Here is a 25,939-nt window from a genome sequence, read left to right on the forward strand (position 1 = left end):
AAGGCGGGGTTTTTGCTGCTTACCTTTCCGTAACCATTCCCTTCTGGCCAGCAGTGGAACTTTCCCGGTTTGCTGGGTCATAATCGTGGTCACATCAGAACATCGAACTCGGAGATTCCCGATGATAAGAACACTAGGCACAGTTGTTGTTTTCGCGCTGTCTATGGCGGTTGGTGCTGTTGCGCAGGCTCAGTCATGGGTTGAGAACACCCATTACCGCACCCTGGATAATCCGGTTCGCACCGCATCCGACGAAGGCGTAGAAGTTGCTGAAGTGTTCTGGTATGGCTGCCCCCACTGCTATACCTTCAAGCCGTTGGTTGAGTCCTGGGCTGACCAGGCGCCGGACTACGTGAATTTCGTGAAGCTGCCGGCAGCACTGGGTCAAAGTTGGGAGCCTCACGCTTACGCCTTTTATGCTTTGGAGGCCATGGGCGAGCTGGACAAGGTGCATGACGCCCTGTTTACGGCACTGGCTGGCGAACGTCGCCCCCTGAATTCCCCCGAAGCTCTGGCGGATTTCGTCAGCGGGCACGGTGTTGATGCCGAGGAGTTCCTCAACAACTACCGCAGCTTCGGTGTTCGTGCACGGGTTCAGCAGGCCCAGGCCAAGATCCGCGGCGCGCGCATCACCGGTACACCGACTATGCTGGTAAATGGCAAGTACGTGGTCAGCGCCTCCATGGCAGGTGGTCATGAGGCCGTGCTGTCTGTGGTTGACTACCTGGTCGAGCAGGAACGTGCTGCGGCAGAATGAGCCGCCGGTATTGAGGGGCGCGTTCAGGTTCAGCGTGGGAATCCCCTGTTATGTATAAGCGTCTGCGCAATCAGATTAATGGCATTCTCCGGGGACCGGAAGGTCCCCGGGGGGCCTGTTCTGGTAGCGAGCATGTACCTGAGTTTGAGCCCCATCGTCATATCCGGCTGCTCACCTTCAATATCCAGGTGGGCATCAATACCTCGTCTTACCATCACTACCTGACCCGCAGCTGGCAGCACTTTCTGCCTCATCGTCGCCGCATCGAGAATCTCGACCGTATTGCCACCCTGTTGCGGCAATACGACGTGGTGGCGTTGCAGGAATGCGACGGTGGCAGTTTGCGCAGTGGCTATATCAATCAGGTCCAGTACCTGGCAGAAGCCGCTGGTATTCCCTACTGGTATCAGCAATTAAACCGCAATCTTGGTCAGATCGCGCAGCACAGCAACGGTCTGTTGAGTCGGTATCGGCCTCTGGATGTCACTGAGCACAAACTGCCCGGCCTGATTCCCGGCCGTGGGGCTATCATTGCCCGGTATGGTTCGGAAGACGATCCGCTCATACTGGTACAAATGCACCTGTCCCTCAGCAAGGCGGCACAGCAGCGGCAGCTGGGTTACGTGCGGGATCTCATTGCCGACTACCGGCATGTAGTCCTGATGGGGGATATGAATGCTCATGCAGAGCAGCTGCTGACCCAAACGCCCCTGAAAGAGACGGATCTGATACCCCTGCCGGGCACGGCTCACAGCTTCCCCAGTTGGCGGCCCGAAAAGGCCCTGGACCACATTATGGTCAGTCCTTCCCTGGAAATCCGACGTGCCGAGGTGATTAGTTATCCGGTATCGGACCATTTGCCCATCGCCATGGATGTGGCATTGCCGAAGGGGTATCTGGAAACCTTTTAAGGTCTGCGAGACCCTTTCGGTGCAGGGGTGTTTTGCTCAGGTATAAAAAAAACCCGGCTCGCTGGCCGGGTTTTTTTGTGGAGGCAGGATCAATTACTTGATCTTGGCTTCCTTGTACGCAACGTGCTTGCGGACAACCGGATCGTACTTTTTGATCTCGATTTTTTCCGGAGTGTTACGCTTGTTCTTTTTGGTCGTGTAGAAGTGACCAGTGCCTGCTGATGAAACCAGCTTGATTTTCTCGCGCATGATGCGGCTCCTTAAACTTTCTCGCCGCGGGCACGAAGATCGGCCAGCACAGCGTCAATGCCTTTTTTGTCGATGATGCGCATGCCCTTAGTGGATACGCGCAGCTTCACGAAACGCTTCTCGGTCTCAACCCAGAAACGGTGGTTCTGCAGATTCGGCAGAAAACGACGACGAGTGTGGTTCATCGCGTGGGATACATTGTTACCGGTAACCGGACGCTTACCGGTAACCTGACAAACTCTGGACATACTTGCCTCCGACCTGAGCAATGGTCTATCAATACGAATTCGTTTTTTAATGCGTCTCTGGTTGCTCCGGAGCAATAACTGCCACCGGTTCGCGCCTCTAAACTGAACGCTGCTCGCCAGACGCCGCCAGAAAGGGACGCTTTTATACCAGAACTGGCCGACCAACGCAAAAAATTGTTGGGAATTTGGCCAGTTTTCCGGAAGCGACCCTGCTGCAGCTACATCAACCCTCGTTCAGCCAGGGATATTACCTCACCGTGGCCGATAACCATATGGTCAAGAACCCTGATATCCACCAGTCCGAGCGCTTCTTTCAGTCTGCGGGTCAGGGAAATGTCCGCCTGGCTGGGCTCGGCGACGCCAGAGGGGTGATTGTGGGCAAAAATGACAGCGGCGGCGTTGTCTTCGAGGGCCTGGCGAACCACTTCCCGGGGATACACGGCAGCACCGTCAATGGTGCCGCGAAACAGCTCCCGGTACTGGATAACCCGGTGGCGGTTATCCAGGAACAGGCCGGCGAACACTTCGTGGGGGTAAGTGCCCAGCCGGCTGGTGAGAAAGCGGCGGGTGTCGGCTGGTGAGCGCAGCGGATCTCCCTGGCGCAGTGGTTCGTCCATCACCCGGCGGGCCATCTCCATGGCGGCCTGAACCTGGGCGTATTTGGCCGTGCCCAGGCCTTTGACCTCACAGAACTGCCTGCGGGAGGCAGTCATCAAGCCCCGCAGGCCGGAAAATTCAGAGATCAGATGGCGGGCCAGTTGCATCACCGGCATGCCGGTGGTGCCGGTGCGCAGGAAAATGGCCAGGAGTTCGGCGTCAGACAGGGCTTCCGGGCCGTGGGACAGAAGGCGCTCACGGGGCCGTTCATCGGTTGGCCAGGCAGGGTTGGTCATGCTGTGCTTCCTTGCGTGTCAGATTGTGATGCATCCTGCATCGGTTCTCAGAATTACAAAGGTTACTCCAAAAAGTAACATTTGGTAAACGAACGGGTGCTCTTGCAGGCTGCCTGCCGGGCCCGGGCGTGCTATCTTATAACCCTTTCATTTTACGGGATTACGGAGCCCTTCATGGCTGCCAAACGAATTCTGCTGGGAATCACCGGTGGCATTGCTGCCTATAAAAGTGCCGAACTGGTCCGGCTGCTCAAGAAAGCGGGCCTTGAAGTGCGGGTGGTGATGACCCGGGGCGCCGAGGCATTTGTGACGCCGCTGACGTTTCAGGCCCTCAGCGGCGAGCCGGTGCGTACATCGCTGCTGGACCCGGAGGCCGAGGCCGGCATGGGTCATATTGAACTGGCCAAATGGGCCGATCAGGTGGTGGTGGCGCCCGCGTCTGCGGATTTTCTGGCCCGTCTGGCCCAGGGCATGGCGGATGACCTGCTGACCACGGTTTGTTGTGCCACTGAGGCGCCCATTGCGGTGGCCCCCGCCATGAATCAGGCCATGTGGAAAAATTTCCGGACCCAGAGAAACATGTCCCTGCTGGCGGAAGACCCACAGATCACCGTCTGGGGGCCGGATCAAGGCGAGCAGGCCTGCGGTGATACAGGTCCTGGCCGGATGCTGGAGCCGGACGCCCTTGCCAGCCGGATTCTGGCTGATGCAGCCCGGGCCACTGTCGGAGCGCTGGCGGGAAAACGGGTGGTGATCACAGCAGGCCCTACCCGTGAACCCATTGATCCGGTGCGTTATATCTCCAACCACAGCTCCGGCAAAATGGGTTATGCCCTGGCTCGGGCGGCAGCAGATGCGGGTGCCCAGGTGGTACTGGTGAGTGGCCCGGTTAACCTGCCGGTGCCGGATGGCGTGGCAGTCCGACCGGTGATGACGGCACAAGACATGTTGCAGGAAGCCGAGCGGGTAGTGGCGGAGGGCTGCGACATTTTTATCGCCACAGCGGCGGTGGCTGATTACCGGCCTGCGGCCTGTGCCGGCGACAAGATCAAGAAAACGGACGAAGCGATGACACTGTCGCTGGTGCGCAATCCGGATACGCTGGCGACCATTGCAGCCCGCAAGAATCCTCCGTTTACCGTGGGTTTCGCCGCTGAAACCACAGATGTCGCCCGCTATGCCCACGATAAAATGCAACGCAAGAAGCTCAATATGATCGTGGCCAACGACGTGTCCGTCCCGAGCCTGGGCTTTAACAGCGATCAGAATGCCGTCACGGTATTCTGGCCGAGCGGGGAGCAGGCGATTGGCCCGGACAGCAAACAGGCCATCGCAGACACATTGGTGGCGTTGATCGCCGAACACAGCAACAAGGTCGGGAACTCATGACGCAAAAGAAACTGCAGGTACGAATCCTGGACGATCGAATTGGCACCGACATACCGTTTCCGGAGTATGCAACGCCGGGCTCGGCGGGCCTGGATCTGCGTGCTTGCCTGAATGCGCCATTAACGGTCGAGCCGGGCGAGACTCACCTGATTCCGACCGGGCTATCCGTGCACATTGCCGACCCGTCGCTGGCGGCAATGATCCTGCCGCGCAGCGGTCTTGGCCACAAGCACGGCATCGTACTGGGCAACCTGGTGGGGTTAATCGATTCCGATTATCAGGGTGAATTGATGGTGTCATGCTGGAACCGGGGCCAAACCGCTTTCACCATCGCCATCGGTGAACGTATTGCCCAGCTGGTTCTGGTGCCGGTTGTGCAGGCAGACTTTGAAGTGGTGTCTGAATTCGGCGCCAGTACCCGCGGCGAGGGCGGGTTTGGTTCAACCGGAACGCACTGAGTCGGTTACCGGAGGCTGGCAGCGTTTATGCAGGTCGGCGTCTATACTTTGCTGGTAACTGATTGTCCGGGACGTAAAAATCATTGCGGGAAGCACTATGAAACTCGGTAAAAAGAAAATCAAAGAGCCGTCGGTGGATGACAATCCCGAAAAGAAGCCGGGAAGGAAAAACAAGCGAAAAACAGAATCCTCAGGGTCTGGCCTCAAACGACTCAACACCGTTGCACTCAATCAGTCGCTGGTGGTGGTTCTGGCCGGCGTGGTTGCGGTGGCCCTGCTTCATTTCCTGGTGATTGTGCCCGCCGGTGAGCGCAGTTACCAGCAGGCCCGGGTGGTTGAGGCCGACGGCGCCCAACAGAGGCTGAACCAGTATTTTAGCGCCCAGCAGGAACAGGTGCGTGCCCTGGCCAATCAGCGCTATGTGAGCAATCAGCTTGCCGAGCAAGGTGACCGGGACGAGCTGGCGCGCCAGCTGCAGGCGGCGTTGCCCGGAGCCCAGGCGGTTTTTGTTTTCCGTTACCGTGATATTCCCCGCACCGGCAGCAGCGACGGCCTGCTCGGGTTTGCCGGCCTGGAGCTGGCCCGGCGGGCAGAGAACGGGCAGTCACTATTACCAGACGCCTTTCCCCGTAACGATCAGTGGTATCTTCAGTACGCCGCGCCAGTTCGACATCCGGTCAGCAACGCAGTGCAGGGCAGTGTGCTGGTGGTTTACGGCGCGGATCAGCTTCAGCCCCTTCTGACCGTTGGCAACCGCCAGTTGGGAGGCCAGTTGTCGCTGGTGCAGGCGGCATCAGGTTCCCAGCGTACCGTGGTCAGCACCGGCCGGGGTTCGGGCCCTTCTGAAACCAGAACCCTGTCGAATCCGGACTGGTCGGTGGTGTTCCAGCCAGCCCGGGCGCCAGAGGCGCCGGTCAATACCATCGTGGCCGCCGTTCTGGTCGGCATTCCGGCACTGGTGGCCGCAATTGTTGTCTGGGTGTTGTTGGGCGGCGCCCAGCGAGGCATTCGCCAGGATGTGACGGCCCTGATCCAGTGGTCGCACAAGGTGTTTGGCGGCGAGCGGGTGAAACTGCCGACCTTCCGTTGGGATATGGTGGCGTCTACCGGCGAGGTGCTGTTCCGCCTGTCGCAGATGGTTGATAAACGGCTGGCAAAAGCTGCCGAGAGCGCAAAACCTCAGCAGGTGGCAGCCGGTGCCAGAAAGCCTGCGTCCGGTGAGGAAGAACCCCTGTTCCAGGACAAGGACATGCCCGACATCGATATGCTCGATGGCGACGAGGATGTGCTTGGTTTTGGCAGTGGCGATGACGCCCTGTTCGATGAGGATATCCCCGAGGTGGTGGAAGCCGAGCTGCCATCCGTGGACGTTGCCGCCGAGATCTTCCGGGCCTATGACATCCGGGGAATTGTCGGTGAGACCCTGTCCCCCGAGGTGGTCCGGGTGATTGGCCGTGCTATTGGTTCCGAGGCTGCGGCTCGTGGTGTGACCTCGATCTGCATTGGTTACGATGGTCGCCATTCCAGCCCGGACCTGGCCGATGCGCTGGCCAGTGGCATCATGGCTACCGGCTGCAATGTAATCCATGTGGGGGCGGTGCCCACGCCGGTACTCTATTTTGCCACACACCAGTTGCAGACTGGCTCCGGCGTGATGGTGACCGGTAGCCACAATCCGGCCAACTATAACGGCCTGAAGATCATGCTCGGCGGCGAAACCTTGTCTGGCGAGGCGATTCAGAAACTTTACCAGCGTATTCAGACCGCCGACTTCACCTCTGGTCAGGGCGCCCAGTCCCGGGAAGATGTGCGCCGGGCCTATCTGGATCGGATTGTCGGTGACATCGCCGTGGCTGCCCCGCTCAAAGTCGTGGTGGATGCCGGCAATGGTATCGCGGGCGAACTCGGCCCCATGCTGATCGAGGAACTTGGCTGTGAGGTAACTCCACTGTACTGCGAGGTGGATGGCGACTTCCCCAATCACCACCCGGACCCCGGCAAGCCGGCCAACCTGCAGGATCTGATCGCCAAAGTGCAGGAAACCGGCGCCGATATCGGCCTGGCCTTTGATGGTGACGGTGATCGCCTGGGTGTGGTAACCAACACCGGCAAGATCATCTGGCCAGACCGGTTACTGATGCTGTTCGCCCGGGATGTGGTGTCCCGTAACCCGGGCGCGGACGTACTGTACGATGTGAAATGCAGCCGCCGCCTGGCGGGCGTGATTTCCGAAGCTGGCGGCCGGCCCATCATGTGGAAATCCGGCCACTCCCTGATGAAAGCGAAAATGAAAGAAAGCGGTGCCCTGTTGGCTGGTGAAATGAGCGGCCACGTGTTCTTTGGTGAGCGTTGGTACGGTTTCGATGACGGCCTGTATTCGGCAGCCCGGTTGCTGGAAATCCTGGGTATTGAGGATCGTCACAGTGACGATGTCTTTGCCGATTTCCCTGAGGATATCAGCACGCCTGAGCTGAATGTCGAGGTGACGGAAAGCGAGAAGTTCGCGATCATTGAGCGCCTCGGTGAACTGGGTGAATTTGGTGACGGCAACATCAGTACCATCGACGGCATTCGGGTAGATTATACCGATGGCTGGGGGCTGTGCCGGGCATCCAACACCACGCCGGTTCTGGTACTCAGGTTCGAAGCTGAAACCGACGAGGCGCTTGAACGAATCAAAGCCGTCTTCCGCGAACAATTACAGAAGGCCGCACCCGACCTGGTTGCGGACTTCTGACAAGACACATTCTCTGACAGTAAGGAATGCACATCACCATGGCGCTGGATCGTGAAACAGCAATGCAGGTGGCCTCGGTACTGAGCCGGGGCCTGCCCTATATCCAAAGATTTACTGGCAAGACCGTTGTGATCAAATACGGCGGTAATGCCATGGAAAACGAAGAGCTCAAAAGCAGCTTTGCCCGGGACGTGGTGCTGATGAAACTGGTGGGTATCAACCCCATCGTGGTTCACGGCGGCGGCCCCCAGATTGGCGAGCTGCTGGAGCGTTTGAACATCAAATCCCGCTTTGTGAACGGCATGCGCGTGACCGATGCTGAAACCATGGATGTGGTGGAAATGGTGCTGGGTGGCCAGGTAAACAAGGAAATTGTATCCCTGATCAACGCCCAGGGAGGCACCGCCGTGGGCCTGACCGGTAAAGACGCCAACCTGATTCGTGCCCGCAAGCTGGAGGTGGTTGACCGTTCACCGGAACTGGAACGACCGGAGATCATCGACATTGGCCACGTGGGCGAGGTTGCCAGTGTTAATGTCGACGTGATCGACATGCTCACCCGCAGCAACGTGATTCCGGTGATCGCCCCGATCGGTGTGGGCCCGGATGGCGCCTCCTACAACATCAACGCCGACCTGGTGGCCGGCAAGGTGGCGGAAGCCATGAAGGCGGAAAAGCTGATTCTGCTGACCAATGTCTCCGGCCTGAAGAGCAAGGAAGACAAGGTGCTGACCGGCCTGACCGCCCAGCAGGTCAACGATCTGATTGATGATGGCACCATCCACGGGGGCATGCTGCCGAAGATTCGCTGCGCGCTCAGTGCGGTGGAAAACGGCGTGCGCACCTCCCACATCATTGATGGCCGTGTTGCCCATGCCTGTCTGCTGGAAATCTTTACCGACGAAGGCGTTGGTACCCTGATTTCCCGGAACTAAACAACCTGACCCGGGAGCAACCGGATGAAGCGCCTGTTGTCATTTCTGATCACGTTGGGAATCGTGGCTTTTGTCGGTTTCAAGGCCGGCGTCTGGTGGCTGACGGATCAGCGCATGGCACAAGCGCGGTCGGAGCTCTCCGGCTATGGTGTGCTGGAGCGAGGCCAGATTGGCTCGGCCCTGGATGGCCGGGTGACCCTGAGGCAATCCCGCTGGGAAGATTTCCGACTGACCCAGCCGTTGCAACTGGGTCTGATTGAGTTTGATGCCGGTTCCCCGGTGACCCTGCTGACCACCCTGGCCAATCCGTCACCTCTGCCGGCGACCTGGTCGCTGGCGGCAGAGCAGGCCAGCATGGCTCTGGAGCCGACCATGTTCCGGAACTGGCTGACCGCGGGTACCGAGGCGCAATCACGGCTGCCGCCGCTGGTGTCGCTGGCCTGTGCGCCTGATCCCCGGCAGCAGTTGGGCAGTGGCGACCTGATGCGCATGGGGATTTCCGCTATTCGAGGTGATGTGCACCTGAAGCAGAGCCTTGAGGGGGTCCGGTTGGAGATCAACAGTGCAGAAACTGGCAGCCTGGAAGCGGAATGGCCGGGCGCCCGGGTTCACCTCTCCGGCCTGGCGGCCACCCTGGAGAGCAGTGCTGAACCGGTTCGTATTACCTTTCGTGATGCCGGCCTGATGCGCCGCCTGTCAGCTTACTGTGCCCGGGAAACCGGGCAGGACGTGAACCAATGGGCCCGCAACGCCGTCTCTGTGATGGAGGCAGGTCTGCAAGCCCGCGGTTACGATGGCAGCGATCAGTTACTGGCGCTCTATCGACAGTGGCTGATGGAAGGTGGCGAGTTGCAATTTGCCATTCAGCCCGGCGCTGGAACTTATGGAATACCGGTACGCTCCGAATCGGTGCCCGAAGCGGCCTGGCCCGTTGACTATAACGGTGCCGGGGTTCCCGACATCTACCTGACCGAAATGGAGGCCCCGGAGCCACAGCTGCCCCTGGAAGCTCTGGAACCTGTGATCCCCCGGGAGGAGCCCGGTGTTCAGCAATGGTACCCTGCGGACCTGGACGGGGCGCAGAGCTGGCTGGGGCGGCAGGTGAGGGTAACGCTGTCTAACGGCAATCAGGTAGAAGGCCGCCTGGTCAGCGTGGGTGAGCGTGAGCTGGAAGTGTCACGCACCGTTGCTGGCGGCGAAGTGGCCTATCCGATACTGATCCGTGCGATCACCCAATTCGATGTCTGGCGGCGGGGCAGGGCAGACTGAGATCAACAGCCGGGAGGCTACCATGGCGCACAGCACTGACAAGTTACAGACCGTACCGGGCATCCGGGACATGCTGACCCGGTTGATTTCGCTGCCCTCCATCAGCAGCGCATCACCGGACTGGGACCACAGCAACGAGGCGGTCGTGCGAACTCTGGCCGAATGGCTGGAGCCCATGGGGTTTGCGGTGGAAATCCTGGAAGTGCCGGGCATGCCGGGCAAGTACAACCTGATAGCCACGCTGGGCAGCGGTCCGGGCGGGTTGGTGCTTTCTGGCCACACCGATACCGTTCCGTTCGATGACAAGCGCTGGCAAAGTGATCCGTTCACGCTGACCGAAAAGGACAATCGCTGGTACGGCCTGGGCACCTGCGATATGAAAGGCTTCTTTCCACTCGCCATTGAAGCGGCCAAAGCCTTTGTTGACCAGACGCTTCAGCAACCGCTGATTATCCTGGCCACAGCGGACGAAGAAAGCTCCATGAACGGCGCCCGGGCCCTGGCCGAGGCCGGCAAACCGAAGGCCCGGTATGCGGTCATCGGCGAGCCGACCAATCTCAAGCCGGTTCGGATGCACAAGGGCATCATGATGGAGCGGCTGCGGTTTGATGGTCAATCCGGCCATTCCTCCAACCCGGACCTTGGTCGTAATGCCCTGGAGGGCATGCACGAGGCCCTGGGGGAACTGCTGAGCCTGCGCTCTGAATGGCAGGAAAAATACCGAAACCCCAACTTCAAGGTACAGGTACCGACGCTGAATCTGGGCTGCATTCACGGGGGTGACAACCCGAACCGAATCTGCGCTCAGTGCGAACTCCACTTCGATTTGCGACCGTTGCCCGGGATGAACATGGAAACCCTGCGCCAGGCGATCCTCAACCGGATGCAGCCCCTGGCCGAGCGCCGGCAGTTGAATCTGACTTTCGAGCCCTTGTTCGACGGCGTACCGCCGTTCGAAACGCCGGCCGACGCGGCCCTGGTCAAGGCCTGTGAAGCGCTGACCGGCCATACCGCCCATGCGGTTGCCTTCGCCACCGAGGCGCCCTGGTTGCAGAAGCTGGGCCTGGAAACCCTGGTGATGGGGCCTGGTTCCATCGACCAGGCCCATCAGCCGGATGAGTTTCTCGAGATGTCGCAATTACAACCAACCGTGGATATTCTGCGCGGGCTGATCAAGCAGTTTTGTCTGTGATGGAAGGGGAGAAAGGTTTGAAATCGAACGAATGGCTGCACGGATTCCGCCACTCATCTCCGTACATCAATGCTCATCGCGGCCGAACCGTTGTGCTGACCATGCCTGGCGATGCCATCGAGCACCGGAACTTCATCAATATCATCCACGATATTGCCTTGCTCAGCAGTCTGGGTGTGCGCCTGGTGGTGGCCTTTGGTGGTCGCCCGCAGATTCAGTCCCGGCTGGACGACGCCGGCCTGGAGTCCGCCTTTGCCCGTGGCCTGCGCATCACCCCGGATAACCACCTGCCCCTGGTTATGGAGGCTATTGGCGGATTGCGGGCCTACCTGGAGAGCCAGTTATCCATGGGCCTGGTTAACTCGCCCATGCACAATGCCAGAATCCGGGTCACCAGTGGAAACTATGTCACCGCCAAGCCCGTGGGCGTGCTGGATGGCGTGGATTTCGGCTACACCGGGAAAGTGCGCCGGGTGGATACCCGGGGCATCGAACAGCTGCTGGAACAAGGCCACATCGTTCTGTTGCCGCCGATGGGGTACTCACCCACCGGTGATGCTTTCAATCTGTCTTACGAGGACGTTGGCAGCCAGGTGGCGGCTGCCTTGCAGGCAGAAAAACTGATCGTGTTCATTGATGACGAAGGCCTGCTTGAGGAAGACGGCTCACTGATTCGGGAGCTGTCGGCCCGCCAGGCGTCGGAACGCCTCAATACCAATGTGGTGACCGGCCATGACGCGGCACTGCTCAAAGCAGCCTGTGATGCCTGTGTGAAAGGCGTGCGCCGGGCCCACATCATCAGCTACGTTGAGGATGGCGCGTTGCTGGAGGAACTGTTCACCCGGGACGGTTCCGGAACCCTGGTCAGCGGCGATAACTACGAGCAGATCCGCCAGGCCAGGGTGGAAGATATCGGGGGTATTCTGGAGTTGATCCAGCCCCTTGAAGAGCAGGGCATCCTGGTGCGCCGCTCCCGGGAAATGCTGGAAACCGAAGTGGACCGCTTCGTCGTGGCCGAGCGGGATGGCACCATCGTTGGCTGTGCTGCCCTGTATCACTACCCGGACGAAGGCACCGGTGAACTGTCCTGTTTTGCGGTCGACCCGTCGTACCGGCGTGCCGGGCGTGGTGACGACATTCTGGCGATGATTGAAAAGCTGGCGAAGGCCCAGGGTATCCGGAAACTGTTCGTGCTGACCACCCAGACCGAACACTGGTTCCGGGAGCGGGGCTTTCTGCCCACGGCGGTGCAGGATCTGCCCGGGCCAAAGCTGGCCTCCTACAACACCCAGCGCAACTCAAAGGTGTTCTACAAACCGTTGTGACAGGGCGCTGAGCTGTTGTTCCCGCTCCTCCGGCGTGGCCCTGGACAAGGTCTTGACCGAGTCATAGAAGCGCCCGAAGTCGTAGTGGTGATCCCGCAACAATTGCCTGAATGCCGGCACATGCTGGTTGTATTGCTGGAACAGAGCCAGGTTGGCGTTGTTCAGGCGCACCGGCGGTGTGCCAAATGGGCCAGGCTCCGGGTAGTCTTCTGATAGCTCGGCGTAGGCATGGGCCAGTTCCTCCAACAGGGTTGCCTTGCGGTCCCTTAGCACGTCTGCGGCCAGTACCTGTTTTTGCTGATAAAGCTGTCGGAGCTGTGCGCCGACGTCGTTGACCAGGTCCAGGGTCCGATTACGGTGCTCCAGCCGCTGCAGGGCGCGGTCAAAACCGGCTTCGGACGCCTGCTGTTCCAGCCAGATTCTCAGGCCTTCCAGTTCAACGGCGGTGGCAAAGCTTTCGTTGAACGCGGTGTCTTCCTTGATATACACCACCTGATGGGCCAGTTCGTGGAACATCAGTGCCACCATGCGGTCATCTGGCAGGCTGGTAAAACCGGTGTGCAGAGGGTCATTGAACCAGCCCAGGGTAGAGTAGGCAGTGACGGCGCCGATGAAGGTGTCGTAATCCTGTGCGTTGAACCGGGCCTGCTCCTTGCGCGCCCGCTCCAGATTGAAGTAGCCTCGGTAGGCTTGGCAGCCCACCACGGGATAACACCACTGGTGAGGATCCAGCGAGAATTCGGGTACAGCAACCAGGTTGACCACAACCCAGGGCTGGTCCAGTTCAACGTATTTGGTAAAGGCCTTGCCGACGGGTAGCTGAAGTACGTCATTTGCGAAGGTGCGTGCGGACTGTGCAACGGACAGTTTTCGTTTCAGTTCAGGGTCAGTTTGTGGGTCGCGGGCAACGGATTCCACGGGTTGTCCCCGCAGCATCAGTGAAAGATGGCCGCCCACTGCCTGGCCATAGTAGCCAATGGTCGAACACCCCTGGAGCCCCGGTAACAGTAGCAAAAGAAGATAGATCTGACTAAGCTGTCTCATGTATCCGTACGTTGTGATTGATGGTCTTTCCGGCTCCGCCCTGGTGCTCGTCGTGACAGGCTCGCTGGCTGTTTTCCGGGGCTGGCTATACTCTTTTTATCATAACAGCAGATCACAGCCACTAACTCAGGGATGTTCGCCAGGGCGACGGTCATTGGCGACCAGGCCGGCTTATCAATTGGTCAGGTAGTTCATGGATCCGAGAGAACGTCGTAGCAGTACCCGACAGCCCATTAAACTCGCAGCGCAGCTCGACGCAGGTGGCGGTAATACCTGGCCCTGCCAGATTGCTGATTTTTGCGCCGAAGGCCTGTTCATACGTTATTCCGGTGAAACCTCCCGAAAACTGGACCGGGTGTTCGATCAAAACCAGCCGTCCGAGCTGGTGGTTCGTTTTCGCGGTGCGGATGGTCAGCGTCGTTACGAACTGCACGTCAGTCCCGTTCGGCGTATCGACGGCGCCATGGGGGTAAACTTCACCCGCTCCAATCCCGACGCCCTGAATGCCATGCTGCAGCTTTGCGGCAGCAGTGGTGATCAGGCCAGGTCGTCGTTGCGGGCGCCGAGTGAGCGTGTGCAGTTTGTTCTCCATCAGTCCGCAAAAACGGTAACCAGTTTCATTGAGCCGCTGATGGATGCCTGTTTCGTGCAGATGGCAGAGGCGCTCCGCAAGGCTGCCCAGAAGGCACCCAGTGACCAGTTGGCCAACGAGTATATGGACGCCTCAGGGCAGCTCCAGGCACGCCAGAGGATTCTTTGGCACCATATGGCGAGGTTCCTGGAATCTCCTCTGAAGCCAGCCCAGAAGGGCGCGCCGGGGGCTGAGTTGTCTGTGGTCGACAAGAACGAGTTCGAAGACTGGCTGACCATCCGGGTAATGGTCACCCGGGCCGATACCCAGTACCGGGGCGACCTGCTTCAGCTCAAGCTGCGACTGGACAAGCTCGGTATCGCCAATCGCACCGGCCACCACAACCCGCTTGGGCCAGCGCTGGTCTGTGAGGCTTTCCATCATGCCCTGTTACAGCTCAAGGCAACCAGGGAGGTGGAGAAAGTCTGCCTGAAGACCTTTGAGCAAACCGTGCTTAAACAACTGGCGCCGCTGTACCGGGAACTGAACAACATTCTTATTCGCCATGGTGTGCTGCCAGACCTGGACCTGTCCAAATACCTCAGTGAGCAGGCACCGCCAAAGAACGAGCCCACGCCCGCGCCGACAGTCACCAGGCCAGAAGAGACCCCAGCCGAGAGCCCGGCCCAGCCCGCCGAGGAATCCCGCGCCACGACCGCAAGTCGAGCCCTGAAAAGCCGGTTATCCGGTGAATTCCGCGGCTACGCCCAGGCCGCCCAGACGGCGTTTTCCACCGTTCGCAATCTGCTCACAACCCTGCAGGCAAGCCGGGTTTCCCGAGGGGAAAGTCCCCGGGAGGACTTTGCCCCCAATGCGCGCCCACTGTCGACCGGTGAACTGCACCGGGAATTGCAGGAGTTGCAGGTGCGCGCGGCGGGCCAGGAAGAATCCGCCGCCCCGCTGAAAGAGCGTGTGGTCGAGAAGATCAAGGAAATCGGCGAAGCCCGGCTGGATGACGAGCAGCAGCAAACCCTGGATGTCGTTGATCGCTTTTTCAAAAGTGTCGTGGAAAGCCCCAAGCTCAGTGACTATGTGCAGGCCCGGATGCGCCAGTTGGAAGTCCCGGTGCTCAAGGTAGTGATGCGGGATCCGGCGTTTTTTGAGGATCAGGACAGCCCTGTCCGCGGCGTGATGAACCGTTTGGCCCAGCTGGGGGTGAAGGGTGGCCGCCTGAACCCGGTGGTCCAGCGACGGGTCGACGAGCTGGTTCAGCGCATTGCCACGGATTTCGAGCAGGACACCGGCGTGTTTGAACAGACGGTGACCGAGCTGGACACCCTGATTGACCGGCAGAATCTGGTCTACCGCCGGAACGTCGAGCGTGTAACGGCAGCGGCCGAGGGTGCCCAGAAGGTGTCTGAGTCCAAGGCGGCGGTGAGCGCCGCGATTGATCAGCGTATTGCCGGTCGCAAGGTACCCCGGGCGCTGGTCAGTTTGCTGGAAGGCGGCTGGCGGGACCTGTTGTCACTGACCTGGATTCGCCAGGGGCCAGACAGTCAGCTCTGGCAGGATTACCTGGCGGTGATTGATTCGCTGCTGGCCTTTGCCGATGATCCGGAGAGCAGTATCAACCTGCCGGAGCTTCTGCGGCTGATCCAGGACGGCCTGGCGTCGATATCCAGCAATCACATGCCGTCATCCCAGATTCGCGATGAATTGAAGCACTTCCTGGTTCGCCGGCCCGACAAAACCCCTGAGATGGTCGAAGTGCCGCCGGCAAAACCAGCCGAGAAAGACCCGCAAACCCTCAACGAGCGGGAACAGCGCAGCCTTCAGCGCTGGATCAACCGGTCACAGCAGCTGCGTACCGGGGACTGGCTGCGGGACCAGACCCGGCCTGATGAACCCCAGTATATCCGGCTGGTCTGGATTGCCCGGGGCTTTAGCCGCTTTGTCTTCGTCAATCATCAGGGCATGCGGGTGGTTGAGCTGGAGCTGGACGCGCTGGCCCGGCAGATGCGCAAAGGCGTCATCGTGCCTGATAACCAGTACGACCGACCACTGGTGGATGAAAGTATCGACCGCATGGTCCGCAACGTTTATGACCAGCTGTCCTGGGCATCCACCCATGACGAGCTGACCCGTTTGCTCAACCGCCGGGAGTTCGAACGGATGCTGGAGCAGCAGCTGGCCCGTCGTGAAGACAGCCGCACTCTGTTGCATCTGGACCTGCGTGGCTTCCGGTTGCTCAATGATACCGCTGGCTACCAGGCTGGTGATGAAACCCTCAAACAGGTGGCAGAGCTGTTGTGCCGCCATGTGGGTGATGGCATGCCGGTGGCGCGCCTGGCCGGCAATGAGTTCGCCATGCTGGTTGCGGAAGAGCAGGGCCAGGATGTGGCCGCGGCCCTGATTGAGGCCATTGAATCGGCAGAGTTTGCCTTTGGCGGCCGCCAGTATACGTTGTCGGCGAACGTTGGCCTGGTGGCCGAGTTGCCGGCTCTGGTGAGTGCTGAACGCTGGCTGAGAAGTTCGGAGCAGGCGTTATCCCAGGCCCGGAAAATGGGGCCGGGCAAGATCGCCGAATATACCCTGGATGCCGATGACCAGGCCCGCCAGGAGCAGATCGCCGCGCGCGTCGCCAGCCTGTCGGATCCGGATGAAGAACGCATGCTGCTGCGCTGCCAGAAGATCATACCGCTTCATGCTGAGGCCCGGATGACGGCCCAGTATGAGATTCTGATCAGCATGTACGATGACAGCGGCGCCCTGATAACCGGCCAGGATTTTGTGCGCATGGCTGAGCGCTATGACCGCATGCAGGCGGTGGACCGCTGGGTGGTCGGGCATATGCTGGACTGGCTGAGGGACCAGGCGCCGGACCCCCGACACGTCGGTGGCGTGTGTATCAACCTGTCTGGGTATTCGTTGAATGATCAGAGCTTGCTGGAATTTATCTATGAGAAGCTCAGTGAAAAAGACGCGCCCATCGAACGGCTGTGGTTTGAGCTGACCGAGGCTTCTGCCATCAGCGACGTGCAGGCGGTGGCCGATTTCATCATGGAAATGAAAGAACTGGGCTGCCGGTTCTGTCTGGGTAATTTCGGCAGTGGCCCCAGTTCGTTCCAGTTCATGCGTTCCCTGCCGGTGGATCTGATCAAGATTGACAGCGCCTTCACCAGCCAGCTGGTGTCGAGCCAGACTGACCAGGCAATGGTGAGATCCATGGTGGACATGGCGCACTACATGAACCGGGAAGTCATTGCCTCCCAGGTTGAATCCCGAGACGTTCTGGATATGCTCAGGCAGTTGGGTGTGGACTATGCTCAGGGCTTTGTTGTTGAAAAACCACGCCTGCTCACCAGCCTGACCTGATCCGGGGAATTTCTCATTATGTCCAAACGCCACCCTATCATAGCGGTGACTGGCTCCTCCGGGGCCGGCACGACCACCACCGGCCAGATTTTCAGGCGGTTGTTTGCCAGCGAGGAGTTGAACGCCGCCATGGTGGGGGGGGACAGTTTTCACCGGTACACCCGGGAACAGATGGCCCGGCTGGCGGCCAAGGGGCAGTTTGGCGAGCGTAACCACTTCGCCCTGGAAGCCAATCATATCGACCGTCTCGAAGCTTTGTTCTATGACTACAGCCATACCGGCAACGGACGATACCGCAAGTACGTTCACGATGAAGATCGCCAGCTGGTTGAGGCCGGTCATAAACCGGGGACCTTCACCCCCTGGGGACCACTACCGGCAGACACGGACCTGCTGTTCTATGAAGGGCTGCACGGGGGCGTGGTCAGCGAAAGCTTCAACATTGCCCAGTACGTTGACCTGCTGATCGGCGTGGTGCCCATTGTCAACCTGGAATGGATCCAGAAAATCCATCGGGATACCAACCAGCGGGGGTACAGTCAGGAGGCGGTAGTACAGACCATCATCAACCGTATGGAGGACTACGTGCACGATATCGTGCCCCAGTTTTCCCATACTCACATCAACTTCCAGCGGATACCGCTGGTGGATACGTCGAATCCCTTCATTGCCCGGGATGTGCCCAGTGAAGACGAAAGTATGGTGGTGATCCACTTTCGAGACTCCAACGAGGTGGACTTTTCCTGGCTGTTGCAGGCCATTCCCCAGAGCACGCTGTCACGCCACGACACGCTGGTGATTCCGGGGCCAAAGATGGCGTTGGCCATGGAGCTGATCATTCGTCCCATGATCCAACGCCTGATGGCGGGCCGAACCTTCGCCTGATGTTCAGGCGGCGGTTAAGCGACCGGTCTGGTAATCCCTCAGTGCCTGCTCGATTTCCTCACGGGTATTCATCACGAACGGCCCGTACTGAACAATCGGCTCACCTATCGGGCGGCCTGCAATCAACAGCAGCCGGGCACCGGATGGGCCAGCCGCCAGCAGGATCTCATCGCCGTCATCCAGCAGGTTGGCAGCCGATAGCCGAAGTTGGGTTTGTGCCTCACCAGTCACCAGGCTCGCGTTGCCCTCGTAGAGGTACAGCATGGCGTTCAGGGGCTGTGCCACGGGCAGCGAAAGCTGGGCATTGGGCTCAAGGTGAATGTCGGCGTATAGCGGTTCGGTAGTGCCGCCGGTCACGGCGCCGGATACCTGCACGCCGCTGACATTCATCTCGCCGGCAATCAGCTTTACCGAGGCTCCGGGCTGATTGAACACGGGGATGTCTTCGGGCTGAATATCCCGGTAGCCGGCTGGCTTCATTTTCTCGGCTGCCGGCAGGTTCAGCCACAACTGGAAGCCGCGCATGACACCGGATTCCTGTTGCGGCATTTCAGAATGCACGATGCCCCGGCCGGCGGTCATCCACTGCACGCCACCATTACGAAGGTTGCCACGGTTGCCCAGGTGGTCTTCGTGCAGCATGTGCCCTTCGATCATGTAGGTGACCGTCTCGAAGCCCCGGTGCGGGTGTGCAGGGAAGCCGGCGATATAGTCCTGGGGCTGGTCGGAGCCAAACTCATCCAGCATCAGGAACGGGTCCATGCGAATGGCCTGGCTTTGACCCAGTGAGCGTTTGATTTTTACGCCGGCGCCATCAGAGGTGCCCAGGGCGGGAATGATTTGTTTCAGGGAGCGAAGCGTCATGTCGTCCTCCTCTCGTTGATGATGGTTCTATTAAACCGGGGAGAGACGAAGGATGAAAACGCAGAATTCTGGCGGGGCAGATCAAAAAAACTGAAGAAGTTCAGCGGTGGCACGATGCCACCGCTGAACGAGCTTATTCCACGTTGCGGGAATAGAAGATTTCCAGCATTTCGCGGCGCAGTCGGTCTTCGATGGACTGGGCTTCGGCCGGGTCCAGTTCGCCGGCATTCACACCGAACACATAGTTATCCAGGTTAAACTCTTTCAGCATCATCTTGGTGTGGAACAGGTTTTCCTGATACACGTTCACGTCGATCATCTGATAGGCGTTCTGGGTGTCCTCGGTCAGGTAGTTCTGGATCGAGTTGATGTCGTGGTCGATATAGTGCTTGGTGCCATCGACATCACGGGTGAAGCCACGTACCCGGTAGTCCACGGTGACCACATCGGAGTCAAAGCTGTGGATCAGGTAGTTGAGCACTTTCAGGGGCGAGATCAGGCCACAGGTGGACACGTCGATATCGGCGCGGAAGGTGCTGACGCCATCATGAGGGTGGCTTTCCGGGTAGGTGTGAACGGTCACATGGCTCTTGTCCAGGTGCGCTACGATGGTGTCGGGCAGCGGGCCCGGAGATTCTTCGTTGTTGGCTTCGCTGTCGGTGAGTTCATGCTCGGCAATCAGCATGGTCACAGAGGCACCGTGGGGCTCGTAGTCCTGGCGTGCAATATTGAGGATGTTGGCGCCGATGATCTTGACCACGTCAGACAGGATCTGGGTCAAACGCTCGGCGTTGTACATCTCGTCGATATAGTCAATGTAGGCTTCACGTTGCTCTTCGGTCTGCGCGTAACAGATATCGTAGATGTTGAAGCTCAGGGATTTGGTCAGGTTGTTGAAACCGTGCAGCTGGAGTTTGGTTTCCATAATAATTGCTCACCTTTTGCGCAGACCTGCGGAGAAAGTTGCGTATTATGCATACCGTGTGTGTCAATGAATAGTATCTACAATGACATTTTTGGTTACAGTGGCCCCAACGGCGGCATGGGGTGCGCTGGCTACGGAAATCGCTTACTCTGCGGCGCGGATTTCGTGGCTGTGGGTGATCTCGACACCGGCTTTTCCGAGTATGATGGACGCTGAGCAGTATTTTTCAGCAGACAGGCTGACCGCCCGCTCGACCTGCTTCTCTTTGAGGTTGTGGCCGGTAACCACAAAATGCAGGTGTATTTTGGTAAAGACAGCCGGCACGGCATCGGCCCGCTCTGCTTCAAGTTCGGCATGGCAGGCGGTGACGTCTTGCCGACTCTTTTTCAGGATGCTCATCACATCAAAGGCCGAGCAGCCGCCCACGCCCATCAGCAGCATTTCCATGGGGCGTGGCCCGAGGTTTTCGCCGCCGTGATCGGGTGGGCCGTCCAGCTGCACGCTGTGGCCGCTGCCACTGGTAGCCCTGAAACTGGCGTTGCCGGTCCAGTCGACGGTTGCTTTCATCGGGTTCTCCCATGGGTGATGGTTCATGGCCGGATGTGATCAAGGTTGCTCCGGAGCCTGATGGAGGATGCTAGCACAGTCTGATAGTGGCGACAGCTACCCCTTGCGACCAAAGAGGCATTGATCCCAGATACATCTTGTATCCGCTTTCGAGTTGCCGAAAGATGACCTTCTTGTTATAAGTTGCGCTGCAAACAATAAAAATCGCGAAACCCGCAAGGAAATGCGGGGCAGAAAAACATCAGGAATCGCCAGACTCTGAGGAGGCATGTCCCGCACTATGGCTACCATCGTCAAGCCGGTTGAGCAGAAAACCAAACACCTGGATTATTTCCTTTCCCAATGCCACCGTCGGCGTTACCCCGCCAAAAGCACCATTATTTATGCCGGTGACAAAAGCGACTCCCTGTTTTACATCGTCAAAGGTTCCGTCACCGTCATCATTGAAGACGATGATGGCCGCGAGATGATTATGGCCTACCTGAACGCCGGAGACTTTTTCGGCGAAATGGGCCTGTTCGACAACATGGATTCCCGCAGTGCCTGGGTCAAGGCCAAGACCGAGTGTGAGGTGGCGGAGATCAGTTACACCAAGTTCCGTGAGATCGCCCAGCAGGACCCGAGGGTGCTGTATTTCATCGGCGAGCAGATGGCTTCTCGCCTGCGCCAGACTACCCGCAAGGTTGGCGACCTGGCGTTCCTGGATGTGACAGGCCGGGTGGCGCGCACCCTGCTGGACCTGTGCAAGGAGCCCGACGCCATGACCCATCCCGATGGCATGCAGATCAAGATCACTCGCCAGGAGATTGGCCGTATTGTTGGTTGTTCCAGGGAGATGGTGGGCCGCGTCCTGAAAACGCTGGAAGACCAGGGCCTGGTTCGGGTCAAGGGCAAAACCATGGTGGTGTACGGCACCCGCTGAATGATTCCCACCTGGCAACTGCCCAAAAGGCCGCTGAATTTCAGCGGCCTTTTGCGTTGTGGTGGTCGCCCATATCAGCGATGGGCTTCGACAAACTCCCGCACCGACCGTGATACGGCCGCCGGTTCGGTGATGGGCGCCCAGTGCGTGGTGTCCAGTTCCTGCAGGGTCAGCTTGCCGGTCCAGCGGGCCAGGTTCTCGGTGAGTTGGCGGCCCACATAGGCGTCCCGGGTGGGGATGATCACCTGCACCGGGCAGCCTGCCAGTCGCGGTTCTGGTCGCAGCAGCTTGCGGATAAAGTTGGCCCGGTAAAGTTTGACGCCATAGTGGCCGTCGGCTTTCTGGTATTCGCTGAACTGGGCATCGGCAATCTGTTCGTGTTTGCGAAGATACCCGGGCCACAAGCGGTCGAGGCCGGCTTTCCACAGGGTTTCTGGCAGCACCGGTAACTGGAACATGAACACGTACCAGGAGCTGGCCAGCTGCTTCAGGACTTTGGTGGTGCCCCCGGAGCGGGGTGCCATGATCTGGTCCCGCAGCCAGTAGCCCACGTGATCCAGGCAAGGTCCCGAAATGGCGGTGTAGGATCGAATGCGCCCGTCCAGGGCTCCGGTGGTCACCGTTTCCCAGCTCTGGATAGAGCCCCAGTCGTGGGCCACCAGGTGGAAGCTGCGATCCGGGATCACCGCGTTAGCCACGGCCTTGAGGTCCTGCGCGAGCCACTTCATGCGATAGGCGCTGGTTCTGGCAGGCTTGTCGGAGCGGCCAGCGCCCCGAACGTCGTAGCGGACGACCAGATATTCCTTTTTCAGTTGCTCGGTCACCTTGTCCCAGACACTGTGGTTGTCCGGGTAGCCGTGTACCAATACCAATGGCGTGGCCTGGGGATTACCTTCGACTCTGGCGTACAGGAGCAGGTCACCGCTGGTCACCCAATGTTCTTGTTCGATACTCACGCTGATCATTACCTTGTGGTGGCATTGAAGTCTGATCAGGTTAGCGGTATCCGGTGGCAGGCTCTGCGGCCAAACAGGCCAGAAACCATGCCGGTGATGTCAGCCTGCCAGGGCCTGGTCACGGCGGAGGCCCTGGCTTCGGCCGGGCAAGCATTGCAGCAGATGCTGCCAGACCACCTCAGCATTAGTTTCGTTCAGCGTTTCGTGACGCCCGCCCTCAAACAGCCGGAGGGTGACTTGTTGCACGCCGGCCTCCCGAATGGCCTGAAAGTGGCAGCGTATGCCTTTGCCCATTTCGCCCACCGGGTCATCGGTGCCGGCGAACAGGTGAACGGGCAGGTCCGGGCGCCACCGGGCGGGATTGATCGACAGCATACCCTGGATAAAGTCTTGCCATAGCCCGGTGGTGCATTCGAATCCACACCAGGGGTCGGCCAGGTACAGATCCACCTGATGCGGGTCCCGACTGAGCCAGTCACAGGGCGTGCGGTTGGGTTTGAACATCCGGTTAAATTTGCCAAACGTCATCCGGGCAAGGGTCTTACTGGCGTGCCGCTGCCCACGCAACGCCCGTATCAGGCGCACCAGTAGCAGCGAGAACCGAAGTTCAGCTGTGTGGATTCGGTTGGTTGCGCTGAGGATCAGCGTATCCAGGTTCTGGCCGTATTGCTGGGCGTAGCTTTGGGCAATGAACGAACCCATGCTGTGCCCCAGCAGGGCGACCGGAATACCCGGCATCTGTTCCCGGGCGCAGTGGACCACCTGGTTCAGGTCGTCCACCACTTTCTGCCAGCCGTCCGAGTCTGCGTAGTGTCCTGGGTGACCACTGCCCGGGCCATGGCCGCGATGGTGATAGCTGATGACCGCCACGCCCTGGTCGGCTAGCCAGGAGGCCAGGGCCGCATAGCGGTCGCCATGTTCGGCCATGCCGTGACTGATGATCAGGCAGCAGTTGGGTGACGGCTCTGGTTCAAACAGGGTCGCGTTGATCTGATGGTTGTCAGGGGTTGTCAGTAGCAGGGTCTGTTTGCGCATGGTCCTGGCCGGGTTCCTTTGCGGCCGGGCGTTGCCACTCCGGCGGTTTCCACAGGTGTTTGAGTCGAGACAATAGTCCGCCTGGCTGCTGCATGTCGCGGAACAGGTCCACGTATTCGTGGGTCCAGAGCACAATCAGGTTATTTGAGGCCACCGGGCGGGTGATGCCGTACTCGGGCGGGTCCTTGGCATCTTCGTCCACGAAGGTGCCAAACAGTCGATCCCAGATGATCAGCGTGCCGCCATAGTTACGATCGATATAACCGGGATTGCGGCCGTGATGCACCCGGTGATGGCTTGGGGTATTAAATACAGCTTCGAACCAGCCGGGCAGCCTCTTTACCAGCGTGGTATGGATAAAAAACTGGTAGACCAGGGAAAGCGCATAGGCCACGCCAATCCAGACAGGATTGAAACCGACCAGTGCCAGCGGCAGATAGAACATCCACATGCCGTTGAAAATATTGGTGGCGTTCTGGCGCATCGCGGTTGAGAAGTTCATCCGCTCTGACGAGTGGTGCACTACGTGGGCGGCCCAGAACCAGCGCATCCGGTGACTGGCCCGGTGCATCCAGTAAAAACAGAAGTCGACACCCAGGAAGGTCAGAAAGGCAGTGAGCCCGTTGAGCTCGAGGTCGAACAGTCGGAAGTGATAACACAGGGCATAAACCGGAAAAGCGATGATGCCTGCGAACAGCAGCTCTGTGGTCTGGTAGCCAGCGCCCAGGGCGAAATTCCGGACCGCCTCGCGGGTATCCATCAGCGCCGGGTCGTGGCGGATTTTCAGGTATTCCCACAGGGTAACGCCGATAAAAATCGGTGTGGCTACCACAAAAATAAGCTGGCGCTCATCCAGTGCCAGCCAAGGGGCTACGGTTTGCCAGAGTGCCAGCAGGCCGCTGTTTTCCAGCACCGCCTTCATCATGTCTATCAGTGCCATTAAGGAACCCGGTGTTGTTCTTGTTCAGGGTCTATCTTGGCACAATTACCGCCAAACACGTTGTCCTATTACGTCAGCGCAAGTGGCGGTTTCCGACACACGAACACCGTCAGCGATGCTTCTGGTAGAGGGCTTCGATCGGCTCGAGTTTGGGGCGCCACTCTTCCAGCCAGCTTTGTACCGGTTTGGGAATACGGGCGGGCTTTGGCCAGGGCACCGGATACTGGGGCGGTTGGAATAGCGGCGCCAGCAGGGCTGCAGCGGCCAGATCTGCCCGGCTGAACCGGTCGCCCACCAGGTAGGGCCGCTGGCGGTAGATGTCGGTCAGTTCCGTGACCAGCTGCTCCAGGGTCTGTTGCGCCGCATCTGCCGTTTTCTGGTTGATCTTCATCCACTTGCGCATGATCTCATCCACCCGGCTGAAGGCCAGGCTGAGCAGAATCCGGTTATAGAACGGGGTGCCGGCGGCGAGCAAAGGAACCACCACTTTGGGCCGTTGCAGAAAGTAATGATAGACCCAGGTGCGAATGGCAGGCCCAGCCTGTTCATCCAGCTTTTTTTCCCATTCCAGGGCTTGTTCACGAAGTATGGGGTCTTCCGGTGTCAGAGGGTTGTCGGGGAACATCTGGTCCAGATAATCCACGATCTGCGCTGAACCCTGAACGATCTGGCCGTCATGGTCCAGCACCGGCACCGAGGAATCCGCCCCGGTCATTTGGGTGATGGTTCGCGCGTGTTGGCCCGGGAGCAGATTGATCGGCTTGTAGTTGACACCTTTGTAGTCCAGTGCCCAGCGGGCTTTCTCCGAATAGTGGGAAATACAGAACTGATAGAGCTTGACGGTCATGGGTGTGCTCCCGGTGTTTTGATGACGCAAGATTAACTCTTCTGTCAGCGATTTCCCACCAGGCGAGGCGTAGACTGTGAGGGTTGTTCCATAAGTTTCAAGGGGTTATATGAGTCTTGCAAAGAATGTCCTCGCTATGTTGTTGGTCACCGGGTCGTTATGGGGATGTTCCCTGTCCCAGGAGCGGGCGACGGGAAAAACCATGAACCTGGCAGGGAGTCAGTGGCAGGTCGAAGAAATTGACGGCGACCCGGTGGCAGAAGAAAGCGATGTCACCATCGCCTTTACTGACGAAGGGCGGGTTTCCGGAAGTGCCTCCTGCAACCGCTACCAGGGTGGCTGGGATGCCAATGGCACCCAGCTTGAACTCTCTCGCATGGCGGCCACCCGCATGGCGTGCCCTGAACCTCTGATGCAGCAGGAAAACCGGTTTTTGAAGCTGCTGGGGGATGTACGGCATTATCAGTTCGAGCCTGACGGCCGATTGGTGCTTGAAACGGCCGATGGAACAAAAATGACTGCGGTACCACAGCCCAGCGGTCAGGAGTAATCCGCTCCGCTGGTTGTCTGAGACACGTCGAAGGTTGTTTTCCGGGATGCAAGGTTCCCGTGTCCGCAATGATGGTTAATCGGGCCGGGAATCTC

24 protein-coding genes are annotated in these 25,939 nt (G+C 59.2%); 13 read left to right on the forward strand and 11 right to left on the reverse strand.

The genetic code is table 11. The annotated features are described in order from the left end of the window. Positions 1-121 precede the first annotated feature (121 nt). A complete protein-coding gene (locus ACZ5Q2_RS06180) occupies positions 122-757 on the forward strand; it encodes a thiol:disulfide interchange protein DsbA/DsbL (RefSeq protein ID WP_106693972.1) in 636 nt (211 codons plus the stop codon). A 50-nt stretch (positions 758-807) separates the two neighbouring features. Beyond that, positions 808-1,668 (forward strand): endonuclease/exonuclease/phosphatase family protein, encoded by an 861-nt coding sequence (locus tag ACZ5Q2_RS06185; RefSeq protein ID WP_061330822.1) that lies wholly within the window; start codon positions 808-810, stop codon positions 1,666-1,668. Positions 1,669-1,761: 93 nt separating this feature from the next. On the opposite strand, the gene rpmG is transcribed toward ACZ5Q2_RS06185, so the two are convergent. The 3 genes from rpmG to radC all read right to left on the reverse strand — a co-directional run bounded on the left by rpmG (position 1,762) and on the right by radC (position 3,058). After that, positions 1,762-1,917, reverse strand: coding sequence for a 50S ribosomal protein L33 (gene rpmG / locus ACZ5Q2_RS06190; protein WP_008173465.1), 156 nt, complete (start codon positions 1,915-1,917; stop codon positions 1,762-1,764). A gap of 11 nt (positions 1,918-1,928) precedes the next feature. Next, positions 1,929-2,165 (reverse strand): 50S ribosomal protein L28, encoded by a 237-nt coding sequence (rpmB, locus tag ACZ5Q2_RS06195; RefSeq protein ID WP_058091504.1) that lies wholly within the window; start codon positions 2,163-2,165, stop codon positions 1,929-1,931. A 218-nt stretch (positions 2,166-2,383) separates the two neighbouring features. After that, positions 2,384-3,058 carry a RadC family protein gene (gene radC / locus ACZ5Q2_RS06200; protein WP_432210339.1) on the reverse strand — a complete coding sequence of 225 codons (675 nt, stop codon included), beginning with the start codon at positions 3,056-3,058 and terminating at the stop codon, positions 2,384-2,386. Positions 3,059-3,232: 174 nt separating this feature from the next. On the opposite strand from radC, the gene coaBC reads away from it, so the two are divergent. From coaBC to argA, 7 genes are all read left to right on the forward strand, one after another. Next, positions 3,233-4,447, forward strand: a complete 1,215-nt coding sequence (coaBC, locus tag ACZ5Q2_RS06205; protein ID WP_432210338.1) for a bifunctional phosphopantothenoylcysteine decarboxylase/phosphopantothenate--cysteine ligase CoaBC — start codon at positions 3,233-3,235, stop codon at positions 4,445-4,447. Beyond that, positions 4,444-4,905, forward strand: a complete 462-nt coding sequence (gene dut, locus ACZ5Q2_RS06210) for a dUTP diphosphatase (RefSeq protein WP_058091501.1) — start codon at positions 4,444-4,446, stop codon at positions 4,903-4,905. The genes coaBC and dut overlap by 4 nt, the downstream gene beginning before the upstream one ends. 97 nt (positions 4,906-5,002) lie before the next feature. Next, positions 5,003-7,642 carry a phosphomannomutase/phosphoglucomutase gene (locus tag ACZ5Q2_RS06215; protein WP_432210337.1) on the forward strand — a complete coding sequence of 880 codons (2,640 nt, stop codon included), beginning with the start codon at positions 5,003-5,005 and terminating at the stop codon, positions 7,640-7,642. Positions 7,643-7,680: 38 nt separating this feature from the next. Next, complete coding sequence (gene argB / locus ACZ5Q2_RS06220; protein WP_058091499.1) at positions 7,681-8,577, forward strand: acetylglutamate kinase; 897 nt, start codon at positions 7,681-7,683, stop codon at positions 8,575-8,577. A 24-nt stretch (positions 8,578-8,601) separates the two neighbouring features. Then, the gene (locus tag ACZ5Q2_RS06225; protein WP_432210336.1) at positions 8,602-9,846 is read left to right on the forward strand and encodes an acetylornithine deacetylase; all 1,245 of its coding nucleotides are present in this window, start codon (positions 8,602-8,604) and stop codon (positions 9,844-9,846) included. Positions 9,847-9,868: 22 nt separating this feature from the next. Beyond that, a complete protein-coding gene (argE, locus tag ACZ5Q2_RS06230; protein ID WP_432210335.1) occupies positions 9,869-11,038 on the forward strand; it encodes an acetylornithine deacetylase in 1,170 nt (389 codons plus the stop codon). A gap of 17 nt (positions 11,039-11,055) precedes the next feature. After that, positions 11,056-12,363 (forward strand): amino-acid N-acetyltransferase, encoded by a 1,308-nt coding sequence (gene argA / locus ACZ5Q2_RS06235; protein WP_354444765.1) that lies wholly within the window; start codon positions 11,056-11,058, stop codon positions 12,361-12,363. Here the strand turns inward: argA and ACZ5Q2_RS06240 are convergent. Beyond that, positions 12,337-13,407 carry an aminopeptidase gene (locus ACZ5Q2_RS06240; protein WP_432210334.1) on the reverse strand — a complete coding sequence of 357 codons (1,071 nt, stop codon included), beginning with the start codon at positions 13,405-13,407 and terminating at the stop codon, positions 12,337-12,339. The genes argA and ACZ5Q2_RS06240 overlap by 27 nt on opposite strands. A gap of 193 nt (positions 13,408-13,600) precedes the next feature. Between ACZ5Q2_RS06240 and ACZ5Q2_RS06245 the strand changes: the two genes are divergently transcribed. Continuing rightward, positions 13,601-17,353, forward strand: coding sequence for a DUF1631 family protein (locus ACZ5Q2_RS06245; RefSeq protein ID WP_432210333.1), 3,753 nt, complete (start codon positions 13,601-13,603; stop codon positions 17,351-17,353). Positions 17,354-17,371: 18 nt separating this feature from the next. Further along, on the forward strand, positions 17,372-18,238 hold the full coding sequence (locus ACZ5Q2_RS06250; RefSeq protein ID WP_061330814.1) for a phosphoribulokinase: 867 nt from the start codon (positions 17,372-17,374) through the stop codon (positions 18,236-18,238). 3 nt (positions 18,239-18,241) lie between these two features. Here the strand turns inward: ACZ5Q2_RS06250 and ACZ5Q2_RS06255 are convergent, their stop codons facing one another. The 3 genes from ACZ5Q2_RS06255 to ACZ5Q2_RS06265 all read right to left on the reverse strand — a co-directional run bounded on the left by ACZ5Q2_RS06255 (position 18,242) and on the right by ACZ5Q2_RS06265 (position 20,594). Beyond that, positions 18,242-19,102, reverse strand: coding sequence for a pirin family protein (locus ACZ5Q2_RS06255; RefSeq protein WP_061330813.1), 861 nt, complete (start codon positions 19,100-19,102; stop codon positions 18,242-18,244). A gap of 133 nt (positions 19,103-19,235) precedes the next feature. Next, positions 19,236-20,027 (reverse strand): adenosylmethionine decarboxylase, encoded by a 792-nt coding sequence (speD, locus tag ACZ5Q2_RS06260; RefSeq protein ID WP_061330812.1) that lies wholly within the window; start codon positions 20,025-20,027, stop codon positions 19,236-19,238. Positions 20,028-20,171: 144 nt separating this feature from the next. Further along, positions 20,172-20,594 carry an OsmC family protein gene (locus tag ACZ5Q2_RS06265; protein WP_374787444.1) on the reverse strand — a complete coding sequence of 141 codons (423 nt, stop codon included), beginning with the start codon at positions 20,592-20,594 and terminating at the stop codon, positions 20,172-20,174. A gap of 280 nt (positions 20,595-20,874) precedes the next feature. Here ACZ5Q2_RS06265 and crp point away from each other — a divergent pair, with 280 nt between their 5' ends. Beyond that, positions 20,875-21,516 carry a cAMP-activated global transcriptional regulator CRP gene (crp, locus tag ACZ5Q2_RS06270; protein WP_007153756.1) on the forward strand — a complete coding sequence of 214 codons (642 nt, stop codon included), beginning with the start codon at positions 20,875-20,877 and terminating at the stop codon, positions 21,514-21,516. Between the two features lie 74 nt (positions 21,517-21,590). Here the strand turns inward: crp and ACZ5Q2_RS06275 are convergent, their stop codons facing one another. The 4 genes from ACZ5Q2_RS06275 to ACZ5Q2_RS06290 all read right to left on the reverse strand — a co-directional run bounded on the left by ACZ5Q2_RS06275 (position 21,591) and on the right by ACZ5Q2_RS06290 (position 25,294). Beyond that, positions 21,591-22,481 (reverse strand): alpha/beta fold hydrolase, encoded by an 891-nt coding sequence (locus ACZ5Q2_RS06275; protein WP_432210332.1) that lies wholly within the window; start codon positions 22,479-22,481, stop codon positions 21,591-21,593. A gap of 90 nt (positions 22,482-22,571) precedes the next feature. Further along, the gene (locus ACZ5Q2_RS06280; protein ID WP_061330810.1) at positions 22,572-23,507 is read right to left on the reverse strand and encodes an alpha/beta fold hydrolase; all 936 of its coding nucleotides are present in this window, start codon (positions 23,505-23,507) and stop codon (positions 22,572-22,574) included. Continuing rightward, the gene (locus ACZ5Q2_RS06285; RefSeq protein WP_061330809.1) at positions 23,473-24,447 is read right to left on the reverse strand and encodes a sterol desaturase family protein; all 975 of its coding nucleotides are present in this window, start codon (positions 24,445-24,447) and stop codon (positions 23,473-23,475) included. The genes ACZ5Q2_RS06280 and ACZ5Q2_RS06285 overlap by 35 nt, the downstream gene beginning before the upstream one ends. Before the next feature lie 109 nt (positions 24,448-24,556). Then, positions 24,557-25,294, reverse strand: coding sequence for a glutathione S-transferase family protein (locus tag ACZ5Q2_RS06290; RefSeq protein ID WP_061330808.1), 738 nt, complete (start codon positions 25,292-25,294; stop codon positions 24,557-24,559). A 109-nt stretch (positions 25,295-25,403) separates the two neighbouring features. Between ACZ5Q2_RS06290 and ACZ5Q2_RS06295 the strand changes: the two genes are divergently transcribed. Next, positions 25,404-25,844, forward strand: coding sequence for an META domain-containing protein (locus tag ACZ5Q2_RS06295; protein WP_061330807.1), 441 nt, complete (start codon positions 25,404-25,406; stop codon positions 25,842-25,844). The last annotated feature ends 95 nt before the right edge of the window (positions 25,845-25,939 follow it).

The sequence above is a fragment of the Marinobacter alkaliphilus genome (assembly GCF_055394375.1).

What these genes read in the sequence shown, in the direction of transcription:
- dut (WP_058091501.1), top strand. Translation starts at nt 4,444, where the DNA reads ATGACGCAAAAGAAACTGCAGGTACGAATCCTGGACGATCGAATTGGC.
- ACZ5Q2_RS06245 (WP_432210333.1), top strand. Translation starts at nt 13,601, where the DNA reads ATGGATCCGAGAGAACGTCGTAGCAGTACCCGACAGCCCATTAAACTC.
- ACZ5Q2_RS06255 (WP_061330813.1), bottom strand. Translation starts at nt 19,102, where the DNA reads ATGACGCTTCGCTCCCTGAAACAAATCATTCCCGCCCTGGGCACCTCT.
- ACZ5Q2_RS06285 (WP_061330809.1), bottom strand. Translation starts at nt 24,447, where the DNA reads ATGGCACTGATAGACATGATGAAGGCGGTGCTGGAAAACAGCGGCCTG.
- rpmB (WP_058091504.1), bottom strand. Translation starts at nt 2,165, where the DNA reads ATGTCCAGAGTTTGTCAGGTTACCGGTAAGCGTCCGGTTACCGGTAAC.
- ACZ5Q2_RS06295 (WP_061330807.1), top strand. Translation starts at nt 25,404, where the DNA reads ATGAGTCTTGCAAAGAATGTCCTCGCTATGTTGTTGGTCACCGGGTCG.
- radC (WP_432210339.1), bottom strand. Translation starts at nt 3,058, where the DNA reads ATGACCAACCCTGCCTGGCCAACCGATGAACGGCCCCGTGAGCGCCTT.
- ACZ5Q2_RS06250 (WP_061330814.1), top strand. Translation starts at nt 17,372, where the DNA reads ATGTCCAAACGCCACCCTATCATAGCGGTGACTGGCTCCTCCGGGGCC.
- crp (WP_007153756.1), top strand. Translation starts at nt 20,875, where the DNA reads ATGGCTACCATCGTCAAGCCGGTTGAGCAGAAAACCAAACACCTGGAT.
- ACZ5Q2_RS06180 (WP_106693972.1), top strand. Translation starts at nt 122, where the DNA reads ATGATAAGAACACTAGGCACAGTTGTTGTTTTCGCGCTGTCTATGGCG.
- ACZ5Q2_RS06215 (WP_432210337.1), top strand. Translation starts at nt 5,003, where the DNA reads ATGAAACTCGGTAAAAAGAAAATCAAAGAGCCGTCGGTGGATGACAAT.
- ACZ5Q2_RS06225 (WP_432210336.1), top strand. Translation starts at nt 8,602, where the DNA reads ATGAAGCGCCTGTTGTCATTTCTGATCACGTTGGGAATCGTGGCTTTT.
- argB (WP_058091499.1), top strand. Translation starts at nt 7,681, where the DNA reads ATGGCGCTGGATCGTGAAACAGCAATGCAGGTGGCCTCGGTACTGAGC.
- argE (WP_432210335.1), top strand. Translation starts at nt 9,869, where the DNA reads ATGGCGCACAGCACTGACAAGTTACAGACCGTACCGGGCATCCGGGAC.
- ACZ5Q2_RS06290 (WP_061330808.1), bottom strand. Translation starts at nt 25,294, where the DNA reads ATGACCGTCAAGCTCTATCAGTTCTGTATTTCCCACTATTCGGAGAAA.
- coaBC (WP_432210338.1), top strand. Translation starts at nt 3,233, where the DNA reads ATGGCTGCCAAACGAATTCTGCTGGGAATCACCGGTGGCATTGCTGCC.
- ACZ5Q2_RS06185 (WP_061330822.1), top strand. Translation starts at nt 808, where the DNA reads ATGTATAAGCGTCTGCGCAATCAGATTAATGGCATTCTCCGGGGACCG.
- ACZ5Q2_RS06240 (WP_432210334.1), bottom strand. Translation starts at nt 13,407, where the DNA reads ATGAGACAGCTTAGTCAGATCTATCTTCTTTTGCTACTGTTACCGGGG.
- ACZ5Q2_RS06280 (WP_061330810.1), bottom strand. Translation starts at nt 23,507, where the DNA reads ATGCGCAAACAGACCCTGCTACTGACAACCCCTGACAACCATCAGATC.
- ACZ5Q2_RS06275 (WP_432210332.1), bottom strand. Translation starts at nt 22,481, where the DNA reads ATGATCAGCGTGAGTATCGAACAAGAACATTGGGTGACCAGCGGTGAC.
- ACZ5Q2_RS06265 (WP_374787444.1), bottom strand. Translation starts at nt 20,594, where the DNA reads ATGAAAGCAACCGTCGACTGGACCGGCAACGCCAGTTTCAGGGCTACC.
- rpmG (WP_008173465.1), bottom strand. Translation starts at nt 1,917, where the DNA reads ATGCGCGAGAAAATCAAGCTGGTTTCATCAGCAGGCACTGGTCACTTC.
- speD (WP_061330812.1), bottom strand. Translation starts at nt 20,027, where the DNA reads ATGGAAACCAAACTCCAGCTGCACGGTTTCAACAACCTGACCAAATCC.